Annotated in this window: 16 protein-coding genes and 1 tRNA gene; 6 read left to right on the top strand and 11 right to left on the bottom strand. The window is 68.0% G+C overall.

The window, feature by feature from the left end; genetic code table 11:
* The 4 genes from GTY47_RS07490 to GTY47_RS07505 all read left to right on the top strand — a co-directional run.
* Positions 1-1888 (top strand): hypothetical protein (locus GTY47_RS07490; RefSeq protein WP_010036776.1); only part of this gene is annotated, 1888 nt, incomplete at its 5' end.
* 19 nt (positions 1889-1907) lie between these two features.
* Positions 1908-2876: a hypothetical protein gene (locus GTY47_RS07495; protein ID WP_010036779.1), complete on the top strand. Its 969-nt coding sequence runs from the start codon at positions 1908-1910 to the stop codon at positions 2874-2876.
* Positions 2873-3379 carry a Pycsar system effector family protein gene (locus tag GTY47_RS07500; protein WP_010036781.1) on the top strand — a complete coding sequence of 169 codons (507 nt, stop codon included), beginning with the start codon at positions 2873-2875 and terminating at the stop codon, positions 3377-3379. Before GTY47_RS07495 ends, GTY47_RS07500 begins: the two co-directional genes overlap by 4 nt.
* Before the next feature lie 38 nt (positions 3380-3417).
* Complete coding sequence (locus GTY47_RS07505) at positions 3418-4383, top strand: M48 family metalloprotease (RefSeq protein WP_010036782.1); 966 nt, start codon at positions 3418-3420, stop codon at positions 4381-4383.
* 55 nt (positions 4384-4438) lie between these two features.
* Here GTY47_RS07505 and GTY47_RS07510 read toward each other — a convergent pair whose 3' ends face one another.
* The 11 genes from GTY47_RS07510 to GTY47_RS07560 all read right to left on the bottom strand — a co-directional run bounded on the left by GTY47_RS07510 (position 4439) and on the right by GTY47_RS07560 (position 18506).
* Complete coding sequence (locus tag GTY47_RS07510; RefSeq protein ID WP_010036783.1) at positions 4439-8338, bottom strand: DNA-directed RNA polymerase subunit beta'; 3900 nt, start codon at positions 8336-8338, stop codon at positions 4439-4441.
* Between the two features lie 97 nt (positions 8339-8435).
* Complete coding sequence (rpoB, locus tag GTY47_RS07515; RefSeq protein WP_010036784.1) at positions 8436-11921, bottom strand: DNA-directed RNA polymerase subunit beta; 3486 nt, start codon at positions 11919-11921, stop codon at positions 8436-8438.
* Between the two features lie 574 nt (positions 11922-12495).
* Positions 12496-12885: a 50S ribosomal protein L7/L12 gene (gene rplL / locus GTY47_RS07520; RefSeq protein ID WP_003998852.1), complete on the bottom strand. Its 390-nt coding sequence runs from the start codon at positions 12883-12885 to the stop codon at positions 12496-12498.
* A 114-nt stretch (positions 12886-12999) separates the two neighbouring features.
* Entirely contained in the window at positions 13000-13530 is a 531-nt protein-coding gene (gene rplJ, locus GTY47_RS07525; protein WP_010036787.1) for a 50S ribosomal protein L10, read from the bottom strand.
* Positions 13531-13822: 292 nt separating this feature from the next.
* Entirely contained in the window at positions 13823-14650 is an 828-nt protein-coding gene (locus GTY47_RS07530; RefSeq protein ID WP_029180958.1) for a hypothetical protein, read from the bottom strand.
* A 95-nt stretch (positions 14651-14745) separates the two neighbouring features.
* Entirely contained in the window at positions 14746-15606 is an 861-nt protein-coding gene (locus tag GTY47_RS07535; protein ID WP_010036792.1) for a hypothetical protein, read from the bottom strand.
* Positions 15607-15734: 128 nt separating this feature from the next.
* Complete coding sequence (rplA, locus tag GTY47_RS07540; protein WP_010036794.1) at positions 15735-16460, bottom strand: 50S ribosomal protein L1; 726 nt, start codon at positions 16458-16460, stop codon at positions 15735-15737.
* A gap of 76 nt (positions 16461-16536) precedes the next feature.
* Positions 16537-16971, bottom strand: a complete 435-nt coding sequence (rplK, locus tag GTY47_RS07545; protein WP_010036796.1) for a 50S ribosomal protein L11 — start codon at positions 16969-16971, stop codon at positions 16537-16539.
* Between the two features lie 164 nt (positions 16972-17135).
* Positions 17136-17960, bottom strand: coding sequence for a transcription termination/antitermination protein NusG (nusG, locus tag GTY47_RS07550; RefSeq protein ID WP_010036798.1), 825 nt, complete (start codon positions 17958-17960; stop codon positions 17136-17138).
* Positions 17961-18040: 80 nt separating this feature from the next.
* Positions 18041-18325 (bottom strand): preprotein translocase subunit SecE, encoded by a 285-nt coding sequence (gene secE, locus GTY47_RS07555; protein WP_010036800.1) that lies wholly within the window; start codon positions 18323-18325, stop codon positions 18041-18043.
* A gap of 108 nt (positions 18326-18433) precedes the next feature.
* Positions 18434-18506: transfer RNA gene (locus GTY47_RS07560), tRNA-Trp, on the bottom strand.
* A 306-nt stretch (positions 18507-18812) separates the two neighbouring features.
* Between GTY47_RS07560 and GTY47_RS07565 the strand changes: the two genes are divergently transcribed.
* Positions 18813-20039, top strand: a complete 1227-nt coding sequence (locus GTY47_RS07565) for a pyridoxal phosphate-dependent aminotransferase (RefSeq protein ID WP_010036802.1) — start codon at positions 18813-18815, stop codon at positions 20037-20039.
* Between the two features lie 131 nt (positions 20040-20170).
* Positions 20171-21202 (top strand): adenosine deaminase, encoded by a 1032-nt coding sequence (locus GTY47_RS07570; RefSeq protein ID WP_010036803.1) that lies wholly within the window; start codon positions 20171-20173, stop codon positions 21200-21202.
* Positions 21203-21294: the final 92 nt, after the last annotated feature.

The following is a 21294-nucleotide window of genomic DNA, read 5'->3' on the forward strand; positions in this document are numbered from 1 at the left end:
CCACTTGGGAGGCGGGGCCGAGACACCCCGCACGCTGTCCGGGCCGATCCCCCAGTCGGAGATCGACGAACTGGCGGACGTCTTCCGGGGCTGCGACAGCTTCGACGAGGCGCTCGCACGGCTGAGGAACGACAGGCTGGTCATCCTGTCCGGCGGGCGCGAGACGGGCCGCCGTTCCGCCGCGCTGATGCTGCTGCGCCGGCTGGGCGTCGACCGGATGCGCTCCCTCGTCCCCCCAGCGTCGCTCTCCGCGCTGCCCGACCAGGTGGACATGTCGGCCGGATACATCCTGTACGACCTCTCCGTCAGCAGGAACCGTCCCCTGAGCGAGGCCCAACTGCTGGTTCTTCGCGAACAGTTGGAGCGCGCCCGAGCCCATCTGGTGATCACCGTCGAGCCCTCGGCGGCGCTGGGCGACGTGCCCTCCGTGCGGTGGGAGCCGCCGTCGGCCGAGGCAATGCTGCACGCGCACGTCACACACACGACCGGTGAGTCCGCCTGGCCGGACCTGTGCGGGCTGGCAGCGGTGAAGGAGTTCCTCGCCCGGCACCACCGGCCGGACGAGATCAGGCAGTTCGCATCACAGCTCGTCGCACATCATCGCGGCGAGATCGACGAGCCAAAGCTCGCCGCCTTCGGCGAGACGACAGTGGCGACCCGGGTGTCCCGCTGGCTCACCGAGGAGAAACCCGAGCTGCGCGACAAGGCGTTCCTCGTCTCTCTCGCCGTGTTCGACAAGGCGCCGTACGCAGTGACCGCCGAGCTCGCGGACGGCCTCTTCGTACGCCTGCACCAGATCCAGGACCCCGGGCTGCCGCCGCCCATCCCCGTCTTCGGCAGCTCCCGCCAGGAGCGGCTCCGGCTCGCGCACGCCGATGGGTACGTGACCGTGGAGGTCACCGAGTGGGGTCCCCTGGAGGGCAAGTTCTGCGCCCGGTTCCGGGATGAACGGACGGCTCCGATGCTGCTGGAGGAGGTGTGGAACCTCCACCCGTCCGCCCGCCCGGCCTTCGCGGAGTGGATCCGCAAGCTGGCCGACGACCGCCGTCCGCTGGTGCGGACCCGCGCGGCGTCGGCAGCGGCACTGCTCGCCACGGCCGATCTGTCGTCCGCCATGGCTCACCTCATCGAGCCGTGGGCCGACGGCCGTAAGCCGCATGCCTGGCTGACCGCGGCCAACGCCCTGACCATGGCCCAACTGCTGAAGGTGCCGACCGTCTCTCGGATCCTGCACGACTGGTGCACCGGGGACGTCGAGAGCCGCCGCTGGACGGCGATCCGCGCCTACGGCCTCCTGGGACCGATGCACCACAAGGAGACGCTGACGGCCCTCGTGGACGCCATGCACCGGCCCCCGTCCGCCGAAGCCGAGAGCGGCCGGGAGAACGTGGAGATGGCGGAGGAGGCCCGCCAGCTCGCCGACGCCCTCGAACTGCTGCTCCTCGCCGTACGTGACCCCGTACTGGCAAGCCTCACCGACCTCCTCCGCACCGACCGCGCGGTCCGTCCGCACGTCCTGCTCGCCTTCCTCCAGGCCTGCAAGCAGACGAAGGACGACGAGAGCGACCGTCCGCCCGTCCTCGACTGGTACGCGCGGGCCGCGGCGGCCCAGGACCCGACGGCCGCCCGGCACCTTGCCGATTTCTGGGACGCGCTGCTCGCCGATCGGACGCACAACCCGCAGGCCCTCGGCGTGCTGCGTGGCTGGGTGCGCGGGGCCGACGACGATCCAGAGTCCGAGCGGGCCCTCGAGGCACTGCTCGGCGCCCTCGTCGCCACGCCCACCAACCTTCAGCGGATCAGCCATCTGCTCCGGGCGATCCGCGAATCCAAAACAGCTTCCTCGCCGACCGCAGATCGGCTGCTGAAGCACCTCGCCCTCGACTGACCCGCATCGGAGGCCGACCGTGGAACAACCCGAGCAAGAGCAACTGGACTGGTTCCAGCAGCAGCCCGAGCCCCCCGCCGCCCCTCACACCGACGCCGATCCTGTCCGCACCGTCTGGCAGCTCCCGCGCTTCCGCCTCGGCGGCCGGCGTTTCACCGGACGCATCGACCACGCCTTGGTCTGCGTGACACGAAAGGGGGCGTACGAGACCTTCCCACCGCCCGACCGTCCCACGTCCGTGCGGCGCTACATCGCCGTATACGAGGTGGATACGGACCCGCATGCCTTCCAGCTGAACGTGCCCCTGCCCAGCCTGGTCGACAGCTTCGAGTTCGAGGTCACCGCCGACATCGGCTGGCGGGTCGCCCACCCGGCGTTGTTCGTCCGCAGTCAGGAACGGGACGTGCCCGGCCTGCTCACACGTGAGCTGCTGCCGCTGATGCGGGCCGCCGGCCGCTGCCATCCCATCGAGGCCGGGGCCGAGGCAGAGCAGGCCGTACAGCAGGCCGTTCGGGACGCGACCTGGCTCGGCCAGGCCCAAGGCCTGCACGTCACCTGCTCCATACGCCTGCGACACGACGCCACCGAGCGCTCCCACCAGGCCCGCTTGCGCACCGCCCGGCACGAACTGGAGGCCGCGAAACCGGAGCACGCCGCGGCCCTGCTCCGCGAGTCGTACGAGGCCGAGCGCAGGGCCGAACGGGTCAGGTTCTACGAACTCACCCTGGCCAGGGGCGGCACCGCCGCGCTTGCCGTGCATCTGGCGGCGCACCCCGACGAGACCCAGCTCGTCCTGGACCACCTCCAGGCCGGCCAGAACAGACTGCTGGACACCCAGGTGAGCCTGATCAACCAGGCCTTGGAAAACAAGCAGCTGGAGGGCTACCAGCTCGATGAGCCCCACAAGCTCATCGCCGAGCGGATGAAGGCCATCCTGCGGACCACGGACCCGTCCATCCCGCCCGAGCGCGACGCGGAGTCCACATGAACCCGCCGGACGATCCGGAGATGCGCGCGGGTGTCCAGTTGCTCGCCGATCTCCGCAGCGAAATCGCCCGCGCCGACGCGAAGGCCACCGTTCTGGTCGGCGCGCTCGGCATCTCGGCGGGCGTGCTGGCCGCCCTGCTGACCAACAGTGGGTGCAGTCCAGCTCAACTGTCCACGCCTGCGGCCCTGCTGTGGTGGGCCGGGGCGGCGTCCTTGGTCATCGCACTGTTCGCCCTCCTGCTGGCCGTCATGCCCCGCTACCGAAGCAGCAACTGGACGCCCGGCCACCCGCTCACCTACTTCGGCGACGTACGACGAGCCGCACGAGCCGGCCGGCTCACCTCGGCCCTCGCGGAGACGGGCCGCGACCCCGTCCGTGGTGTCGTGCTCGCCCTCGCCGAGACGAGCGGCATCGCCGCCCGCAAGCACTTCTGGATCCGGACCGGACTGGTCTCGTTCGGCTGCGCGACCGTTCTGTTCCCCGGATCGATGTTCCTCACCTGACCCTCGCCGCTTCGTGCCCCGCACGGAAAGGAAGGCCCATGACCACGTCCCCACCGGACCACGACGACCTCCCCCACCGCCCCGGCCGCGTCCACATCACCGCCCGGCAGCGCTGGACGGACATCACCGCCCTCGGCTCGCTGGCGCTGCACCTTCCCCATGTGGCGGCCAGCCTGGCCGTTGTCTTTCTCCTGTCGTACGCCTTGGCTTCCATGAGCAGTCTGCCGTGGTGGCTTCTCTTCGGCTGCTGGGTCCTGAGCGGAGCACTGGTCTTCCACCGGCCGTGCGAGCGGCTCATGGCGAGGTGGCTGTTCCGACTGCGCTACCCCACTCCGGACGAGGACGGGCGACTGCGTCCCGTCTGGCGTGAGGTGACCGCCCGGGCCGGAGTGGACGCAGACGCCTATCAGCTGTGGATCGAGGAGAGCGATGCGGTCAACGCCATGGCGGCGGCCGGTCACATCGTCGGCGTGACCAGTCACTCGCTGCGGACGCTGACGCCCGGGCAGCTCGCCGGCGTCCTCGCCCACGAGCTGGGCCACCACACGAGGGGACACGCGTGGGCCTCGCTGCTGTCCCTCTGGTACGCCCTGCCGGCCCGGCTCGCCTGGCGTCTGCTGCTGCGGCTGGCCACCCGGCTGGACCGGCTCCCGACAGGTACGGCCGCCGTGGTGATCGGCGTGTCCGGCGCGGCCGTGGTCGCACTGGCGACCGCCACGTACGGGCTGATCTTCCTGCCGCTGGCCACGCCGTATCTGGTGGCCGCCGTCGCTCGGCGCTCAGAGCTCCGGGCCGACGAGCATGCCGCAGGCCTCGGCTTCGCGCCACAGCTGATGGCCGTACTGCATCAGGAGCGCGACCGGGCGGAGTCCCGTCGCGTCCCGGCCACCGCCCCGGGGACCGCCTTCACGAAGGAAGGGATGATCGCGCGACTGCTCGACTCCCATCCCGATGTCCACACCCGGCTCCATCACTTACAGGCCCATGTGGAGAGCAAGCACTGACACGCCAAAGGGCGGTCACCCCAAAGGATGACCGCCCTCGGCTCAAGCGACTCGCTTACTGGTTGTACGGACCGTAGTCGTAGTCCTCCAGCGGCACGGCCTGGCCGGAGCCCGTGCCGAACGGCGAGTAGTCGATGTCGTCGTAGCCGACGGCCGAGTACATCGCGGCCTTGGCCTCCTCGGTCGGCTCCACCCGGATGTTGCGGTAGCGGGACAGACCCGTACCGGCCGGGATGAGCTTACCGATGATGACGTTCTCCTTGAGGCCGATCAGGGAGTCGGACTTGGCGTTGATCGCCGCGTCCGTGAGGACCCTGGTCGTCTCCTGGAAGGACGCCGCCGACAGCCAGGACTCCGTGGCCAGCGAGGCCTTGGTGATGCCCATGAGCTGCGGACGACCGGAGGCCGGGTGACCGCCCTCCTGGACCACACGACGGTTCTCGGTCTCGAACTTCGAGCGCTCGACCAGCTCGCCGGGCAGCAGCTCGGCGTCGCCGGACTCGATGATCGTCACGCGGCGGAGCATCTGCCGGATGATGATCTCGATGTGCTTGTCGTGGATCGACACACCCTGCGAGTTGTACACCTTCTGGACCTCGCCGACCAGGTGGACCTGGACGGCACGCTGGCCCAGGATGCGCAGCACGTCGTGCGGGTTGGTGGCACCCACGGTGAGCTTCTGGCCCACCTCGACGTGCTCGCCCTCGCTGACCAGGAGTCGGGCGCGCTTCGAGATCGGGTACGCCGTCTCGTCGCTGCCGTCGTCCGGCGTGATGACGATCTTCTTGGTCTTCTCGGTCTCCTCGATCCGGACGCGGCCGGAGGCCTCGGAGATCGGGGCGACACCCTTCGGGGTACGGGCCTCGAAGAGCTCGACGACACGCGGCAGACCCTGGGTGATGTCGTCACCGGCCACACCACCGGTGTGGAAGGTACGCATCGTCAGCTGGGTACCGGGCTCACCGATGGACTGGGCGGCGATGATGCCGACCGCCTCACCGATGTCGACCAGCTTGCCGGTGGCCAGCGAACGGCCGTAGCACATGGCGCAGGTGCCGACGGCGGACTCGCAGGTCAGGACCGAGCGGGTCTTGACCTCCTCGACGCCGTGGCGGACCAGCTCGTCGATGAGCACGTCGCCGAGGTCCGTACCGGCCGGGGCCAGCACCTTGCCGTCGACCACGATGTCCTCGGCGAGGCAGCGCGCGTACACGGACGTCTCGACGTCCTCCGCCTTGAGCAGCGTGCCCTCGGCGTTCCGGCTCGCGATCTTGAGACGCAGACCGCGCTCGGTGCCGCAGTCCTCCTCGCGAATGATGACGTCCTGGGAGACGTCGACCAGACGACGGGTGAGGTAACCCGAGTCGGCGGTACGCAGAGCGGTGTCCGCCAGACCCTTACGGGCACCGTGCGTGGAGATGAAGTACTCCAGCACGGACAGACCCTCACGGAACGACGCCTTGATGGGCCGCGGGATCGTCTCGTTCTTCGCGTTCGACACCAGACCACGCATACCGGCGATCTGACGCATCTGCATCATGTTGCCTCGTGCACCCGAGTTCACCATCATGAAGATCGGGTTGGTCTTCGGGAAGTTGTCGTTCATCGCCTCGGCGACCTCGTTGGTCGCCTTGGTCCAGATCGCGATGAGTTCCTGCGTGCGCTCGTCCTTGGTGATCAGACCGCGCTCGTACTGCTTCTGGACCTTCTCGTCCTGCGCCTCGTAGCCCTTGACGATCTCCTTCTTCGCCTCGGGAACGACGACGTCGGAGATGGCCACGGTGACACCGGAACGGGTCGCCCAGAAGAAGCCGGCCGCCTTCAGGTTGTCGAGCGTCGCCGCCACGATGACCTTCGGGTAGCGCTCGGCGAGGTCGTTGACGATCTCGGAGAGCTGCTTCTTGCCGACCTCGTAGTCGACGAACGGGTAGTCCTCGGGCAGCAGCTCGTTGAAGAGCGCACGGCCCAGGGTGGTGTTCAGCCGGAAGCTGTCACCCTGCTGCCACTCGGGCTCGCCCTCCTCACGCGCCGGCGGGGTCCAGCCGCGCGGCGGGATGGTGCCGACCGGGAAGCGGACGTCGATCCTCGACTGGAGCGACAGCTCGCCCGCGTCGAAGGCCATGATCGCCTCGGCGACCGAGGCGAAGGAACGGCCCTCACCCTTGAGGTCGCGCATCTCGCCGTCGGTGGTGAGGAAGAACAGACCGAGGACCATGTCCTGGGTCGGCATCGTCACCGGGCGGCCGTCGGCCGGCTTGAGGATGTTGTTCGAGGACAGCATCAGGATGCGGGCCTCGGCCTGCGCCTCCGCGGACAGCGGCAGGTGCACGGCCATCTGGTCACCGTCGAAGTCCGCGTTGAACGCGGTGCAGACGAGCGGGTGGATCTGAATGGCCTTGCCCTCGACCAGCTGCGGCTCGAAGGCCTGGATGCCGAGGCGGTGCAGCGTGGGCGCACGGTTCAGCAGAACCGGGTGCTCCGCGATGACCTCTTCCAGCACGTCGTACACGACCGTGCGGCCGCGCTCGACCATCCGCTTGGCGCTCTTGATGTTCTGCGCGTGGTTCAGGTCGACCAGGCGCTTCATCACGAACGGCTTGAAGAGCTCCAGCGCCATCGCCTTCGGCAGACCGCACTGGTGCAGCTTCAGCTGCGGACCGACGACGATCACGGAACGCGCGGAGTAGTCCACACGCTTACCGAGCAGGTTCTGACGGAAGCGACCCTGCTTACCCTTCAGCATGTCGCTGAGGGACTTCAGCGGGCGGTTACCGGGACCGGTGACCGGACGGCCACGGCGGCCGTTGTCGAACAGCGCGTCGACGGCCTCCTGCAGCATGCGCTTCTCGTTGTTCACGATGATCTCGGGCGCACCGAGGTCTAGAAGGCGCTTCAGGCGGTTGTTCCGGTTGATCACACGGCGGTACAGGTCGTTCAGGTCGGAGGTCGCGAAGCGGCCACCGTCCAGCTGCACCATCGGACGCAGGTCCGGCGGGATGACCGGGACGCAGTCCAGCACCATGCCCTTGGGGCTGTTGCTGGTCTGCAGGAACGCGGAGACGACCTTCAGGCGCTTGAGCGCACGGGTCTTCTTCTGGCCCTTGCCGGTCCGGATGATCTCGCGGAGCTTCTCGGCCTCCTCGTCGAGGTCGAAGGACTCCAGGCGCTTCTGCAGCGCCGCGGCACCCATCGAGCCGTCGAAGTACGTGCCGAAGCGGTCACGCAGCTCGCGGTAGAGCAGCTCGTCGCCCTCGAGGTCCTGGACCTTGAGGTTCTTGAAGCGGTTCCACACCTCGTCGAGCCGGTCGATCTCGCGCTGCGCACGGTCACGCAGCTGCTTCATCTCGCGCTCGGCACCCTCACGCACCTTGCGGCGCACATCGGCCTTGGCGCCCTCGGCCTCCAGCTCGGCCAGGTCGGTCTCGAGCTTCTTGGCGCGGGCCTCCAGGTCGGCGTCGCGGCGCTGCTCGATCTGCTGGCGCTCGACGGAGACGTGGGCCTCCAGCGAGGGCAGGTCGCGCGTACGGCGCTCCTCGTCGACGTACGTGATCATGTACGCCGCGAAGTAGATGACCTTCTCCAGGTCCTTCGGGGCGAGGTCGAGCAGGTAACCCAGCCGCGACGGGACGCCCTTGAAGTACCAGATGTGCGTGACGGGCGCGGCGAGCTCGATGTGGCCCATCCGCTCACGGCGCACCTTGGCGCGCGTGACCTCGACGCCACAGCGCTCACAGATGATGCCCTTGAAGCGGACGCGCTTGTACTTGCCGCAGTAGCACTCCCAGTCCCGGGTCGGACCGAAGATCTTCTCGCAGAAGAGTCCGTCCTTTTCGGGCTTGAGCGTGCGGTAGTTGATGGTCTCGGGCTTCTTGACCTCGCCGTGGCTCCACTGACGGATGTCGTCAGCGGTAGCCAGACCGATCCGGAGCTCGTCGAAGAAGTTGACGTCGAGCACTATGCGTCAATCCCTCTCAGGGTTGTAAGTCTTTGGTCTGATACGGGGGTCCTGGGGCCGGCGGACCTTGGGTCTCCCAAGGTCCGCCGGACTCCCGTCAGACCTCTTCGACGCTGCTCGGCTCGCGCCGGGACAGGTCGATGCCGAGCTCCTCCGCAGCGCGGAAGACGTCCTCGTCGGTGTCACGCATCTCGATGGACATACCGTCGCTGGACAGCACCTCCACGTTCAGGCAGAGAGACTGCATCTCCTTGATGAGCACCTTGAAGGACTCGGGGATGCCGGGCTCGGGGATGTTCTCGCCCTTGACGATGGCCTCGTAGACCTTCACGCGGCCGGTCACGTCGTCGGACTTGATGGTCAGCAGCTCCTGGAGGGCGTACGCGGCGCCGTAAGCCTCCAGCGCCCACACCTCCATCTCGCCGAAGCGCTGGCCACCGAACTGGGCCTTACCACCCAGCGGCTGCTGGGTGATCATCGAGTACGGGCCGGTCGAACGGGCGTGCAGCTTGTCGTCGACCAGGTGGTGCAGCTTGAGGATGTACATGTACCCGACCGAGATCGGGTCCGGGAACGGCTCACCGGAGCGGCCGTCGAACAGCCGTGCCTTGCCGGACGGGAGGACCAGGCGGTCACCGTCGCGGTTCGGGATGGTGTGCTCCAGCAGACCGGCCAGCTCGTCCTCGCGGGCACCGTCGAAGACCGGCGTCGCGACGTTGGTCCGCGGCGGGACCTGGTCGGCGTCGATGGCCTGGAGGCGCTGGGCCCACTCGTCGGCGAGACCGGAGACGTCCCAGCCCTGGCTGGCGAGCCAGCCGAGGTGGATCTCCAGGACCTGACCCGGGTTCATCCGGGACGGCACACCGAGCGGGTTGAGGATGATGTCGACCGGGGTGCCGTCCTCCAGGAACGGCATGTCCTCGATCGGCAGGATCTTGGAAATGACGCCCTTGTTACCGTGGCGGCCGGCGAGCTTGTCACCGTCGGTGATCTTGCGCTTCTGCGCGACGTAGACGCGCACCAGCTGGTTCACACCGGGGGGAAGCTCGTCGCCCTCCTCGCGGTCGAAGACGCGCACACCGATGACCTTGCCGGTCTCACCGTGCGGCACCTTCAGCGAGGTGTCACGGACCTCACGGGCCTTCTCACCGAAGATCGCGCGCAGCAGGCGCTCCTCGGGCGTCAGCTCGGTCTCACCCTTGGGCGTGACCTTGCCGACGAGGATGTCACCGGCGATGACCTCGGCACCGATGCGGATGATGCCGCGCTCGTCGAGGTCGGCGAGGACCTCCTCGGAGACGTTCGGGATGTCCCGGGTGATCTCCTCGGGGCCGAGCTTGGTGTCACGGGCGTCGACCTCGTGCTCCTCGATGTGGATCGAGGAGAGGACGTCGTCCTGCACGAGGCGCTGCGACAGGATGATCGCGTCCTCGTAGTTGTGACCCTCCCACGGCATGAACGCCACGAGCAGGTTCTTGCCCAGCGCCATCTCGCCTCGCTGGGTGGCCGGACCGTCGGCGAGGACCTGGCCCTCGATGATCCGGTCGCCCTCGGCGACGATGACCTTCTGGTTGACCGAGGTGCCCTGGTTGGAGCGGGCGAACTTGGCCAGGCGGTACGTGATGTACGTGCCGTCGTCGTTGGCGGTGGTGATGTAGTCCGCGGAGACCTCCTGGACCACACCCGGCTTCTCGGCCTTGACCACGTCGCCGGCGTCGACCGCGGAGCGGTACTCCATGCCGGTGCCGACGAGCGGGGACTCCGCCTGGATCAGCGGAACGGCCTGGCGCATCATGTTCGCGCCCATGAGGGCACGGTTGGCGTCGTCGTGCTCCAGGAAGGGGATCATGGCGGTCGCGACCGACACCATCTGGCGCGGCGAGACGTCCATGTAGTCCACGTCCTCGGGGCCGACGTAGTCGACCTCGCCGCCCTTACGGCGGACCAGCACGCGGGCCTCGGCGAAGCGGAGGTCGTCCGTCAGCGGCGCGTTGGCCTGCGCGATGACGAAGCGGTCCTCCTCGTCGGCCGTGAGGTAGTCGACCTGGTCGGTGACCTGGCCCTCGAACACCTTGCGGTACGGGGTCTCGACGAAACCGAACGCGTTCACCCGGCCGTAGGTGGCGAGCGAGCCGATCAGACCGATGTTCGGGCCTTCGGGGGTCTCGATCGGGCACATGCGGCCGTAGTGCGAGGGGTGCACGTCACGGACCTCGAAGCCGGCCCGCTCACGGGACAGACCACCCGGGCCGAGCGCGGACAGACGCCGCTTGTGCGTCAGACCCGACAGCGGGTTGTTCTGGTCCATGAACTGGGACAGCTGGCTGGTGCCGAAGAACTCCTTGATGGAGGCGACGACCGGCCGGATGTTGATCAGGGTCTGCGGCGTGATCGCCTCGACGTCCTGGGTCGTCATCCGCTCGCGGACGACACGCTCCATCCGCGCCAGACCCGTGCGGACCTGGTTCTGGATGAGCTCGCCGACGCTGCGCAGGCGGCGGTTGCCGAAGTGGTCGATGTCGTCGGTCTCGACGACCACGGACGTGCCGTTGTCACCGACCGTCTCGGTCTCGCCGGCGTGCAGCTTCACCAGGTACTTGATCGTCGCGATGATGTCCTCGACGGTCAGGATCCCGGCGTCCAGCGGGGTGTCCGTACCCAGCTTCTTGTTGACCTTGTAGCGGCCGACCTTGGCCAGGTCGTAGCGCTTGGGGTTGAAGTACAGGTTCTCCAGCAGCGTCTGCGCGGCCTCACGCGTGGGGGGCTCGCCCGGGCGCAGCTTGCGGTAGATGTCGAGCAGCGCGTCGTCCTGGCCCTGGGTGTGGTCCTTCTCCAGGGTGGCGCGCATGGACTCGTACTCGCCGAACTCCTCGAGGATCTGCTCGGTGGTCCAGCCGAGCGCCTTGAGCAGGACGGTGACGGACTGCTTGCGCTTGCGGTCGATGCGGACACCGACCATGTCGCGCTTGTCGATCTCCATCTCCAGCCAGGCACCCCGGGACGGGATGATCTTGGCGGAGAAGATGTCCTTGTCGGACGTCTTGTCGATGGAGGAGTCGAAGTAGACACCGGGCGAGCGGACGAGCTGCGACACCACGACCCGCTCGGTGCCGTTGATGACGAAGGTGCCCTTGTTCGTCATGAGCGGGAAGTCGCCCATGAAGACCGTCTGGGACTTGATCTCACCGGTCTCGTTATTGGTGAACTCGGCGGTGACGAAGAGCGGGGCCGCGTACGTGAAGTCGCGCTCCTTGCACTCGTCGATCGAGTTCTTCGGCGGCTCGAAGCGGTGGTCGCGGAAGGTCAGCGACATCGACCCGCTGAAGTCCTCGATCGGGGAGATCTCCTCGAAGATCTCCTCGAGCCCGGACTTGGTGGGGACGTCCTGACCGTTCTCCAGAGCCTCCTCGACCCGACTCTGCCAGGCCGTGTTGCCGAGCAGCCAGTCGAAGCTCTCGGTCTGCAGCGCGAGCAGGTTCGGAACCTCGAGAGGCTCCTTGATCTTTGCAAAAGAGATGCGCAGCGGGGCAGTGCTGGCGCCGTTGTTCGTATTCGCGGTCGAGGCGTTGCGCGAGGCGGCCAAGAGGGGGTCCTTCCGAGGGCTCGGACTCACTACGCGCGTACCGGCCCCTCTCCCGTACACGGAGACAAGCTGTGTCCGATCGGGCCGAAGGGCCAGGTCAGACGTGTCTTGTCGTCGATGCTCGGGCGAGGGCAGACCCCTGGTGACGGGCAGGGGACAGCTAACAGGCAGCGCAAAGGGTCAGTGTAGCCACTTGGCACACTGATGTCCAGTGCGGGTTCTGAAACCCGTGTTTACCCTCGTTGTTCCACTCCTGCGACAAGGCGCTGCCCTCAACGCACGTTGATACTGCCCTCTTCGTCGCCGATCCATACCTCGGATTCGGATCCTTGTGACGACGCGTCCTGAGAATTGCGCGCTGCGTGCGGTTCGTCAAGGCCCCCCTGCCCGAACCGGGGCCCGCCCAGAGACACGACGAAGATCACCATACCCCCCGCCACAGAGGGTGCAAGCAACCGTGGCCGGGCCCCGGAAACGCCGAAGAGCGACCACCCGGATGGATGATCGCTCTTCGGCGCTTACGCGTTACACGCCCAGGGGGACGTGTCGTGGATCCTGGCGGATCCGGGAGGTCTTACTTGACCTCGACGGAGGCACCGGCGCCCTCGAGGGACTCCTTCGCCTTGTCGGCGGCCTCCTTGTTGACCTTCTCCAGAACCGGCTTCGGCGCACCGTCGACCAGGTCCTTGGCCTCCTTCAGGCCCAGGGAGGTCAGCTCACGCACGACCTTGATGACCTGGATCTTCTTGTCGCCGGCACCGGTGAGGATGACGTCGAACTCGTCCTTCTCCTCGGCGGCCTCGGCGGCGGCGCCACCAGCGGCACCACCGGCGACGACGACCGGGGCGGCCGCGGCGGCGGTGACGTCGAACTTCTCCTCGAACGCCTTCACGAACTCGGAGAGCTCGATGAGGGTCATCTCCTCGAACTGCGCGAGCAGGTCTTCCTGGCTGAGCTTCGCCATGATGGCGGTCCTTCCACTAAATCGGCAGGTGCCGGATGTACATGTGAGGCGGGCGTACGTCTGGCCCGCTACGGTCGTCGCGTTCAGGCAGCGGCGGCCGGGATGCGAGCCGAGTTACTCGGCACCGCCCTGCTCGTCCTGCTTGGCACGGAGCGCGTCCACGGTGCGGACGAGCTTCGACGGCAGCGCCTGGAAGACAGAGGCAGCCTGGGACTGCTTGCCCTTCATGGCACCGGCCAGCTTGGAGAGCAGAACCTCGCGGGACTCGAGGTCCGCAAGCTTCTTGATCTCATCGGCGGACAACGCCTTGCCGTCAAGGACGCCGCCCTTGATGACGAGGTTGGGGTTGTCCTTGGCGAAGTCACGGAGACCCTTCGCCGCCTCGACCGGGTCACCGGTCACGAAGGCGACGGCCGACGAACCCGTGAAGAGGTCGTCGATCGCGGTGATCCCGGCCTCGTTGGCCGCAATCTTGGTCAGCGTGTTCTTCGCCACACGGTAATGAGCGTTCTCACCGAGTGAACGACGCAGCTGCTGGAGCTGCGCCACGGTGAGACCGGTGTACGCAGTAACGACAGCGCCGTTGGAGTCGCGGAACTTGTCCCGCATCTCCTCGACGGCATCGACCTTGTCAGGCCTCGCCATGAGCCTCGGCCTCCTTCCGGGTGATTCGGACCGCGCGGACCCGAAGGAGGACTGGGGAAAACGAAACGCCCCGGCGCAGGGCACGGGGCGCTGCTCGACCGTATGTACGCGCGCACGGGGCGCGGACTACGGGAGCTTCTCCAGTGTCACCTGCGCGGGCCGTCCGCCGTTCAGCGGATCCTTCGGCCACCGCGCCCTCGTCCGAGCGCGCGGTAAACGACCAGCGGTCTTTGGCTTCTGTAGGAGGGTACGGGAACGGATCGCCGTCAAGCAAATCCGCCCGTACGACGGATCAGCTCGCGTCGAGTTCCTTGAACAGGTCGGCGAGGTCGGCGACGTCCTTGGCCGGCGGGGCCGTGACGTTCACCGGCTTGTTGTAGTCGAGGAAGGTGATGGTCATGTCGAGCGGGCCCTTGTCGGCGTCACCCTTCATGCGGAACTGCTTGGTGTGGTCGTCGCCGTCGACCCACATGTCCATCGTGAGCTTGTCGACACCCAGCTTCTCGTACTGCTTGATGCTCTTCTCGCGCTGCTCGCGGGTGTCCGCCTTGCCGCCCTTGAGGGACGCGCGCAGGTCCTTGAGCGTGACGGTGCCCGTGTAGTGGGTCGTCTCGACGCCCTCGACCTTCTCGGAGCCGACCTTCTTCACGTCCTTGGCGCCCGTGAGGAAGGTGGACTCCGCCGCCGGATTCTGCTCGGCCTGGTTAGCGGACCCCAGCTGGTCCAGGTCCTTGCCCGCGTCGGACCCGGACAGGTCGAACTTCATCCAGGTCTTGCCGTCCATCTCCTTGGCCATCTCGGCTCCCCCACCGATGTACATGGCCTTGTCGACGAGGCGGATCTCCATGGCCTCGGTGGCTCCCTGAGCGGGCGCCGTCATCTTCATGCTCATGGCGATCGTGGGCTTCAGGCGCATCGACGCCTCGCCCTTGACCTGGCCCGACTCCGGCACCGTGCCGCTCATGCGGTAGCGGAGGGACGTGATGTCCTCCGTGTTCTTCGCCGCCTTGGCGACCGCGGCCGCGGGCGTCATCTCCGGCGACTGCTCCGAACCGCAGCCGACAGCACCGGCGGCGAGGAGCAGGGCGCCCAGCCCGGCAACAGGTATGGATGTCCTCATGTGATTCCCCCCAAGGAATACTTGATTGCTTCACAGCAAGGCCGTGAGCCTATCCCAGAGGGGCACAAGTGATCTATGCGGATTCACGGGGGGGCTCAGGGCGTACCGGCCTTCTTCCGCATCAGGTCCTCGAAGTCCCCGGTGTCGGACCGCGGGGGCCGCTGGGCCCGGACGGGCACGCCGTAGTCGCCGTAGTGCGCGGTCTGGGTCATCAGACCCGTGCTCATCCGCGCCTTCTCCACCTTCTTGACCAGCAGGTTCCGCTCGTCGATCCAGATGTCGACGGTCTCGGTGGTGACGCCGGCCTCGATGAGCTGTTTCTTCAGGGCGGCGTCGGTGACGTCCGCGGCGGCCACGGTGCCGGAGTAGTGCGTGGCGGGCCGGCCGCGCACGGACTCCTCTCCGGCCTTTCTGACGTCCCCGGAGGCCAGCAGGAGCTTGACGGACTGGTTCGGCGTGGTGGTGCGCATCTGGTCGCCGAGGTGGGCGCCGGAGCCGCCGGCGACGGCTTCCAGGTCCTCGTAGGCGTACCGGATCCAGTGCTTGCCGCCGGCCTGCTCGGCGAACTTCTCGCCCATGCGCGCGTAGTAGGCGTCGGGCAGGTAGCGGGCCTCCATGGAGGTGCTGCCGAGCCGGCGCATGGTGTCGGCCAGGGTGCCGCCGGTGTACGTGATGGTCAGCGTCCCGGTGATGGCATCGCCCCAGCCGAGGGTGCCGTCGGCGGTCATGGACATCAGCGCGCCCATGGTCGTCGTGGACTCGACCCGGGCGGACCCGGCCCGCTGGGTCGCGCGCTCGGCGGAGCGCAGGGCCGCGAGGGACCTGCCGTGCGCGGCGCGGTCGTCGTCCTTGCCTGGGCCGTCGGAGGAGTCCGGTGAGGTGCAGGCGGCCACCCCCGTCAGCGCGCTCGCCACCGCCAGCACCAGGCCCACGCCGCGCACGGTCGTGCCCTGCATACGTCCCCCCGTTCGCATCCGGTTCCCGCACGTTAACCCAGGCCACCGGCGTACGTACCGGAAAAGGGAACGGGCCCCGCACCTGTAAGAGGTGCGGGGCCCGTGACCGGTTGGGTGAGCCGTCAGGCTCAGACCGCGGCCGGGTCCTCCTCGACGAGGAGGTTGCGGGTGCGGTTCGGGTCGACCGGGATGCCGGGGCCCATCGTGGTGGTGATGGCGGCCTTCTTGATGTACCGGCCCTTGGCGGCGGACGGCTTCAGACGCAGGATCTCCTCCAGCGCCGCGCCGTAGTTCTCCACCAGCTTGGTGTCGTCGAAGGACGACTTGCCGATGATGAAGTGCAGGTTCGCGTGCTTGTCCACGCGGAACTCGATCTTGCCGCCCTTGATCTCGGTCACGGCCTTGGCCACGTCCGGGGTCACGGTGCCGGTCTTCGGGTTCGGCATCAGACCACGCGGACCGAGCACCCGGCCGAGGCGGCCGACCTTGCCCATGAGGTCCGGGGTGGCGACGACGGCGTCGAAGTCCAGACGGCCCTTCGACACCTCGTCGATCAGCTCGTCGGCGCCGACGATGTCGGCGCCCGCGGCACGCGCGGCCTCGGCACGGTCGCCGGTCGCGAAGACCAGGACCCGGGCGGTCTTACCGGTGCCGTGCGGGAGGTTCACGGTGCCACGGACCATCTGGTCGGCCTTGCGCGGGTCGACACCCAGACGGAAGGCGACCTCGACGGTGCCGTCGAACTTGGTCGTGGAGGTCTCCTTGGCGAGACGGACGGCCTCGAGCGGGGCGTAGAGCTTCTCCCGGTCGATCTTGGCGTCCGCAGCGCGAAGGGACTTGCTGCGCTTGCTCACTACTGCTCCTGTGGATTCTTAGGAGTCGTGGTCCGGGCCGAGCAGGCCCTGCCACTTCTGCGGATGGGGTTGGGGCTCAGCCCTCGACCGTGACGCCCATGGAACGGGCGGTGCCGGCGATGATCTTCTCGGCGGCGTCCAGGTCGTTGACGTTGAGGTCGGGCATCTTGGTGGTGGCGATCTCGCGGACCTGGTCGCGCGTGATCTTCGCGACCTTGGTCTTGTGCGGCTCGCTGGAGCCCTTCGCCACGCCCGCGGCCTTGAGGATCATCTTCGCGGCCGGCGGGGTCTTGGTGATGAAGGTGAAGGAACGGTCCTCGTAGACCGTGATCTCCACCGGCACGACCCAGCCACGCTGCGACTCGGTCGCGGCGTTGTAGGCCTTGCAGAACTCCATGATGTTGACGCCGTGCTGGCCCAGCGCGGGACCGACCGGCGGGGCCGGGTTGGCGGCACCGGCCTGGATCTGGAGCTTGATGAGCCCCGTGACCTTCTTCTTCTTGGGAGGCATGTGCTCTCTCCGGGTCCTAGTGAGAGGTTTCCAGCCTCTGATCCGGATCAGCCGGATGGAGGCATACCGCACAACGATAACGGGTATCCATGTGCGGCCAAAAACCGAGCAGGTCAGGCGTCCGCTCGAGCGTTCGCCTGACCTGCTCGGAAGCCGGGGTGCTGCTAGTTCTTCTGGATCTGGTCGAAGGAGAGCTCGACCGGCGTCTCGCGGCCGAAGATCTCCACGAGGCCCTTGACCTTCTTCGAGTCCGGGTTGATCTCGTTGATGGTCGCCTGGAGCGTGGCGAACGGGCCGTCGGTGACGGTGACCGAGTCGCCCACCTCGAAGTCCAGCACCTGGACCTCGACCTTGCGCTGCGGAGCCGGCTTGCCCTCGGCCTCGGCGGCCTCACGGGCGGCCTTCTCCTCGGCCTCCGGGGCGAGCATCTTCACGATCTCGTCCAGGGTCAGCGGGTACGGGTCGTAGGCGTTGCCCACGAAGCCGGTGACGCCGGGGGTGTTGCGGACGACACCCCAGGACTCGTTCGTCAGGTCCATGCGGACCAGGACGTAGCCCGGGAGCTTGTTCTGCTTGATCGTCTTGCGGTCGCCGTTCTTGATCTGGACGACCTCTTCCTGCGGCACCTCGGCCTGGAAGATGTAGTCCTCGACGTTCAGCGAGACGGCGCGCTGCTCCAGGTTGGTCTTCACGCGGTTCTCGTAGCCGGCGTAGGTGTGGATGACGTACCACTCGCCGGGCAGGACCCGCAGCTCCTCGCGGAGCTTCTCGATCGGGTCGCGGTCGTCCTCGGGCTCTTCCTCGGCTTCTTCCGCGGCCTCTTCACCGGACTCGGGCTCCGCCTCGGCGGCGTCGTCCGCGACGGCGTCGGCAGCCTCGACCTCGGCGGAGGTCTCGGTGTCCTCGCTGTCCGCGCCCTCGACGGTGTCGAGCTCGTCCTCGACGGACTCGACAGGCTCGATGGCGTCGTTCACGTTCGGGTCAGACACGGTGGCTGCTTCTTCCTGGATACATAGGGGTGGAACATGCGAAAGGAGCGCCGGGTACCTCGGCGCTCTTCGCTGGCGGCTCAGCCGAACACGTACTTGGCGGCGTGGCTGAGTCCATAGTCAATCACGGTGACCAGGCCGATCATGATGACCACGAAGATGATCACCACGGTCGTGTATGTCGTCAGCTGGTTGCGGGTCGGCCAGACGACCTTGCGCAGCTCCGCGACGATCTGGCGGTAGAAGAGAGCGAGCCGCTTCAGCGGGCCCTTCTTGCCGCGCTTGCCGCCCTTGCGGGTCTTCTTGGACTCCGGCGCCTCGTCCTGGGCATCAGGCATGTCGATGGAGCCCACGGCGTCCGTCACTCGTCCTCACCTGATTCCGGGTCGTGGCCGTGCCGCGCCCGGTCTGAGCCGCACGGCGGTGCATTGCTGTACGTACATGCGCACACATCCTGGCGAAGGTGTGTGTAGCAGGGCCGGAGGGACTTGAACCCCCAACCGCTGGTTTTGGAGACCAGTGCTCTACCAATTGAGCTACGACCCTTTGTGTGTCCCCCAACGTACCGCATCCGTCCGGATGCTTGGTGTGCACCGAACGGGCGCGGCCTGCGAGAGGCCAACGAGGTGAGAGTGTACGTGGTCTGCGGCCGGTCGTCGAACAGAAAGGGCTCCGGCGAGGCCTCGTCGGCGGGAGATCGCCCGCGGAGCCGGGGGCGGACGGCCGGTCCCTGGCTGAAGATCGCCCAGGCCGTGCGGTCGATCCGGACTGTTGTTCAAGGGTTTGCCCGGTGTTGTTCAGTCTGTGGAACGTCCGTGCCGCGCACGTTTCCGGTCTGAAACGATGGGGCCCATGAGCGCTGCAACCCCTCCCACCGAGCGCCGGGTCTCCGCCCGAGTCGGCGCGATCTCCGAGTCCGCCACCCTCGCCGTGGACGCCAAGGCCAAGGCCCTCAAGGCCGCCGGGCGGCCGGTGATCGGCTTCGGCGCCGGTGAACCCGACTTCCCGACTCCGGACTACATCGTCGAGGCCGCGATCGAGGCCTGCAAGAACCCGAAGTTCCACCGCTACACGCCGGCCGGCGGTCTGCCCGAGCTGAAGGCCGCGATCGCCGCGAAGACGCTGCGCGACTCGGGCTACGAGGTCGACGCGTCGCAGATCCTCGTCACCAACGGCGGCAAGCAGGCCATCTACGAGGCCTTCGCCGCGATCCTCGACCCGGGCGACGAGGTCATCGTGCCCGCGCCGTACTGGACGACGTACCCGGAGTCGATCCGGCTGGCCGGGGGTGTCCCGGTCGAGGTCGTCGCCGACGAGACCACCGGCTACCGGGTGACCGTCGAGCAGCTGGAGGCGGCCCGTACGGAGAAGACGAAGGTCGTCCTGTTCGTCTCGCCGTCCAACCCGACCGGCGCGGTCTACAGCGAGCAGGAGACCGAGGCGATCGGCCGCTGGGCCGTCGAGCACGGTCTGTGGGTGATGACCGACGAGATCTACGAGCACCTGGTCTACGGCGACGCCTCCGCCGTGTCGCTGCCGGCGGTGCTGCCCGAGCTGCGCGACAGGTGCATCGTGGTGAACGGTGTCGCGAAGACGTACGCGATGACCGGCTGGCGGGTCGGGTGGATCATCGGCCCGAAGGACGTGGTCAAGGCCGCGACGAACCTCCAGTCGCACGCCACGTCGAACGTCTCCAACGTCGCCCAGGCCGCCGCGCTGGCCGCCGTCTCCGGCGACCTGGTCGCCGTCGAGAAGATGCGTGAGGCGTTCGACCGGCGCCGGAAGACCATCGTGCGGATGCTGAACGAGATCGACGGCGTGGTGTGCCCGGAACCGGAGGGTGCGTTCTACGCCTACCCGTCGGTGAAGGCGCTGGTCGGCAAGGAGATCCGGGGTCGGCGGCCCAAGGACACGGTCGAGCTGGCCGCGCTGATCCTGGAGGAGGCCGAGGTCGCGGTGGTGCCGGGTGAGGCGTTCGGCACGCCCGGGTACCTGCGGCTGTCGTACGCGCTGGGTGACGAGGATCTCGTCGAGGGTGTGAGCCGGATGCAGAAGCTGCTGGCGGAGGCGCGGGACTGACGTCCGCTTCGCCGGTCTCCGGCTCTGGGGCACATACCGAATCCGGTATGTGCCCCATTTGTTTGTGCGAGCAAGACCACGAAAGGGGAAACCGCTACCGGGACCGCTGAGGCGTACGGCAGGATCCTGGGATGGAGCGTGTACGTGATGTCTCTGAGCTGCCGAAAGCCCACCTGCACCTGCACTTCACCGGGTCGATGCGGCCCTCGACCGTGCTGGAACTGGCCGACAAGCACGGCGTGCGTCTTCCCGACGCGCTGACCGATGCGCTGGTCGGCGGAGAGCCGCCGAGACTGCGGGCCACGGACGAGCGGGGCTGGTTCCGCTTTCAGCGGCTGTACGACGCGGCGCGCTCGTGTCTGCGTGAGCCGGAGGACATCCAGCGGCTGGTGCGGGAGGCCGCGGAGGAGGATCTGCGGGACGGGTCGGGGTGGCTGGAGATCCAGGTCGATCCGACGTCGTACGCACCGCGGCTGGGCGGGTTGATCCCGGCGCTGGAGATCATCCTGGACGCGGTGGAGACGACGTCGCGGGACACCGGGCTCGGGATGCGGGTGCTGGTCGCGGCGAACCGGATGAAGCACCCGCTGGACGCGCGCACCCTGGCGCGGCTGGCGGTGCGGTACGCGGACCGGGGGGTCGTCGGGTTCGGGCTGTCGAACGACGAGCGGCGGGGCATGGCGCGGGACTTCGACCGGGCGTTCGCGATCGCCCGGGAGGCCGGGCTGCTGTCGGCGCCGCACGGGGGCGAGCTGGCGGGGGCGTCGTCGGTGCGGGACTGTCTGGACGACCTGGGGGCGAACCGGGTCGGGCATGGTGTGCGGGCGGCGGAGAACCCGCAGCTGCTGCGGCGGCTGGCCGAGCGGGGTGTGACCTGTGAGGTGTGCCCGGCGTCGAACGTGGCGTTGGGGGTGTACGAGAAGCCGGAGGACGTGCCGCTGCGGACGTTGTTCGAGGCGGGTGTCCCGATGGCGCTGGGCGCGGACGATCCGCTGCTGTTCGGCTCCCGGCTGGCGGCGCAGTACGAGATCGCGCGGCGGCATCACGGGTTCACGGACGAGGAACTGGCGGAGGTGGCGCGGCAGTCGGTACGGGGGTCGGCGGCGCCGGAGGATGTGAAGACGAAGCTGCTGGCCGGGGTGGACGACTGGCTGCTGTCGTAGCGCCCATCGGGTGGCCGGGGAGGCCGTGCGCGGGTGCGGGCCGCCCTAGCTGCGGGCAGTCGTGCCGCTGGGGCGGCACGGGTGGGCACAGC

Source organism: Streptomyces sp. SID5464 (assembly GCF_009862985.1).
In the GTDB taxonomy this organism is placed as follows: domain Bacteria; phylum Actinomycetota; class Actinomycetes; order Streptomycetales; family Streptomycetaceae; genus Streptomyces; species Streptomyces chartreusis_D.

Bases quoted from the DNA above. Each gene is read 5' to 3' on its own strand.
- GTY47_RS07500 (WP_010036781.1), top strand. From the start codon at position 2,873: ATGAACCCGCCGGACGATCCGGAGATGCGCGCGGGTGTCCAGTTGCTC.
- GTY47_RS07505 (WP_010036782.1), top strand. From the start codon at position 3,418: ATGACCACGTCCCCACCGGACCACGACGACCTCCCCCACCGCCCCGGC.
- rplL (WP_003998852.1), bottom strand. From the start codon at position 12,885: ATGGCGAAGCTCAGCCAGGAAGACCTGCTCGCGCAGTTCGAGGAGATG.
- rplJ (WP_010036787.1), bottom strand. From the start codon at position 13,530: ATGGCGAGGCCTGACAAGGTCGATGCCGTCGAGGAGATGCGGGACAAG.
- GTY47_RS07530 (WP_029180958.1), bottom strand. From the start codon at position 14,650: ATGAGGACATCCATACCTGTTGCCGGGCTGGGCGCCCTGCTCCTCGCC.
- GTY47_RS07535 (WP_010036792.1), bottom strand. From the start codon at position 15,606: ATGCAGGGCACGACCGTGCGCGGCGTGGGCCTGGTGCTGGCGGTGGCG.
- rplK (WP_010036796.1), bottom strand. From the start codon at position 16,971: ATGCCTCCCAAGAAGAAGAAGGTCACGGGGCTCATCAAGCTCCAGATC.
- GTY47_RS07565 (WP_010036802.1), top strand. From the start codon at position 18,813: ATGAGCGCTGCAACCCCTCCCACCGAGCGCCGGGTCTCCGCCCGAGTC.
- GTY47_RS07570 (WP_010036803.1), top strand. From the start codon at position 20,171: ATGGAGCGTGTACGTGATGTCTCTGAGCTGCCGAAAGCCCACCTGCAC.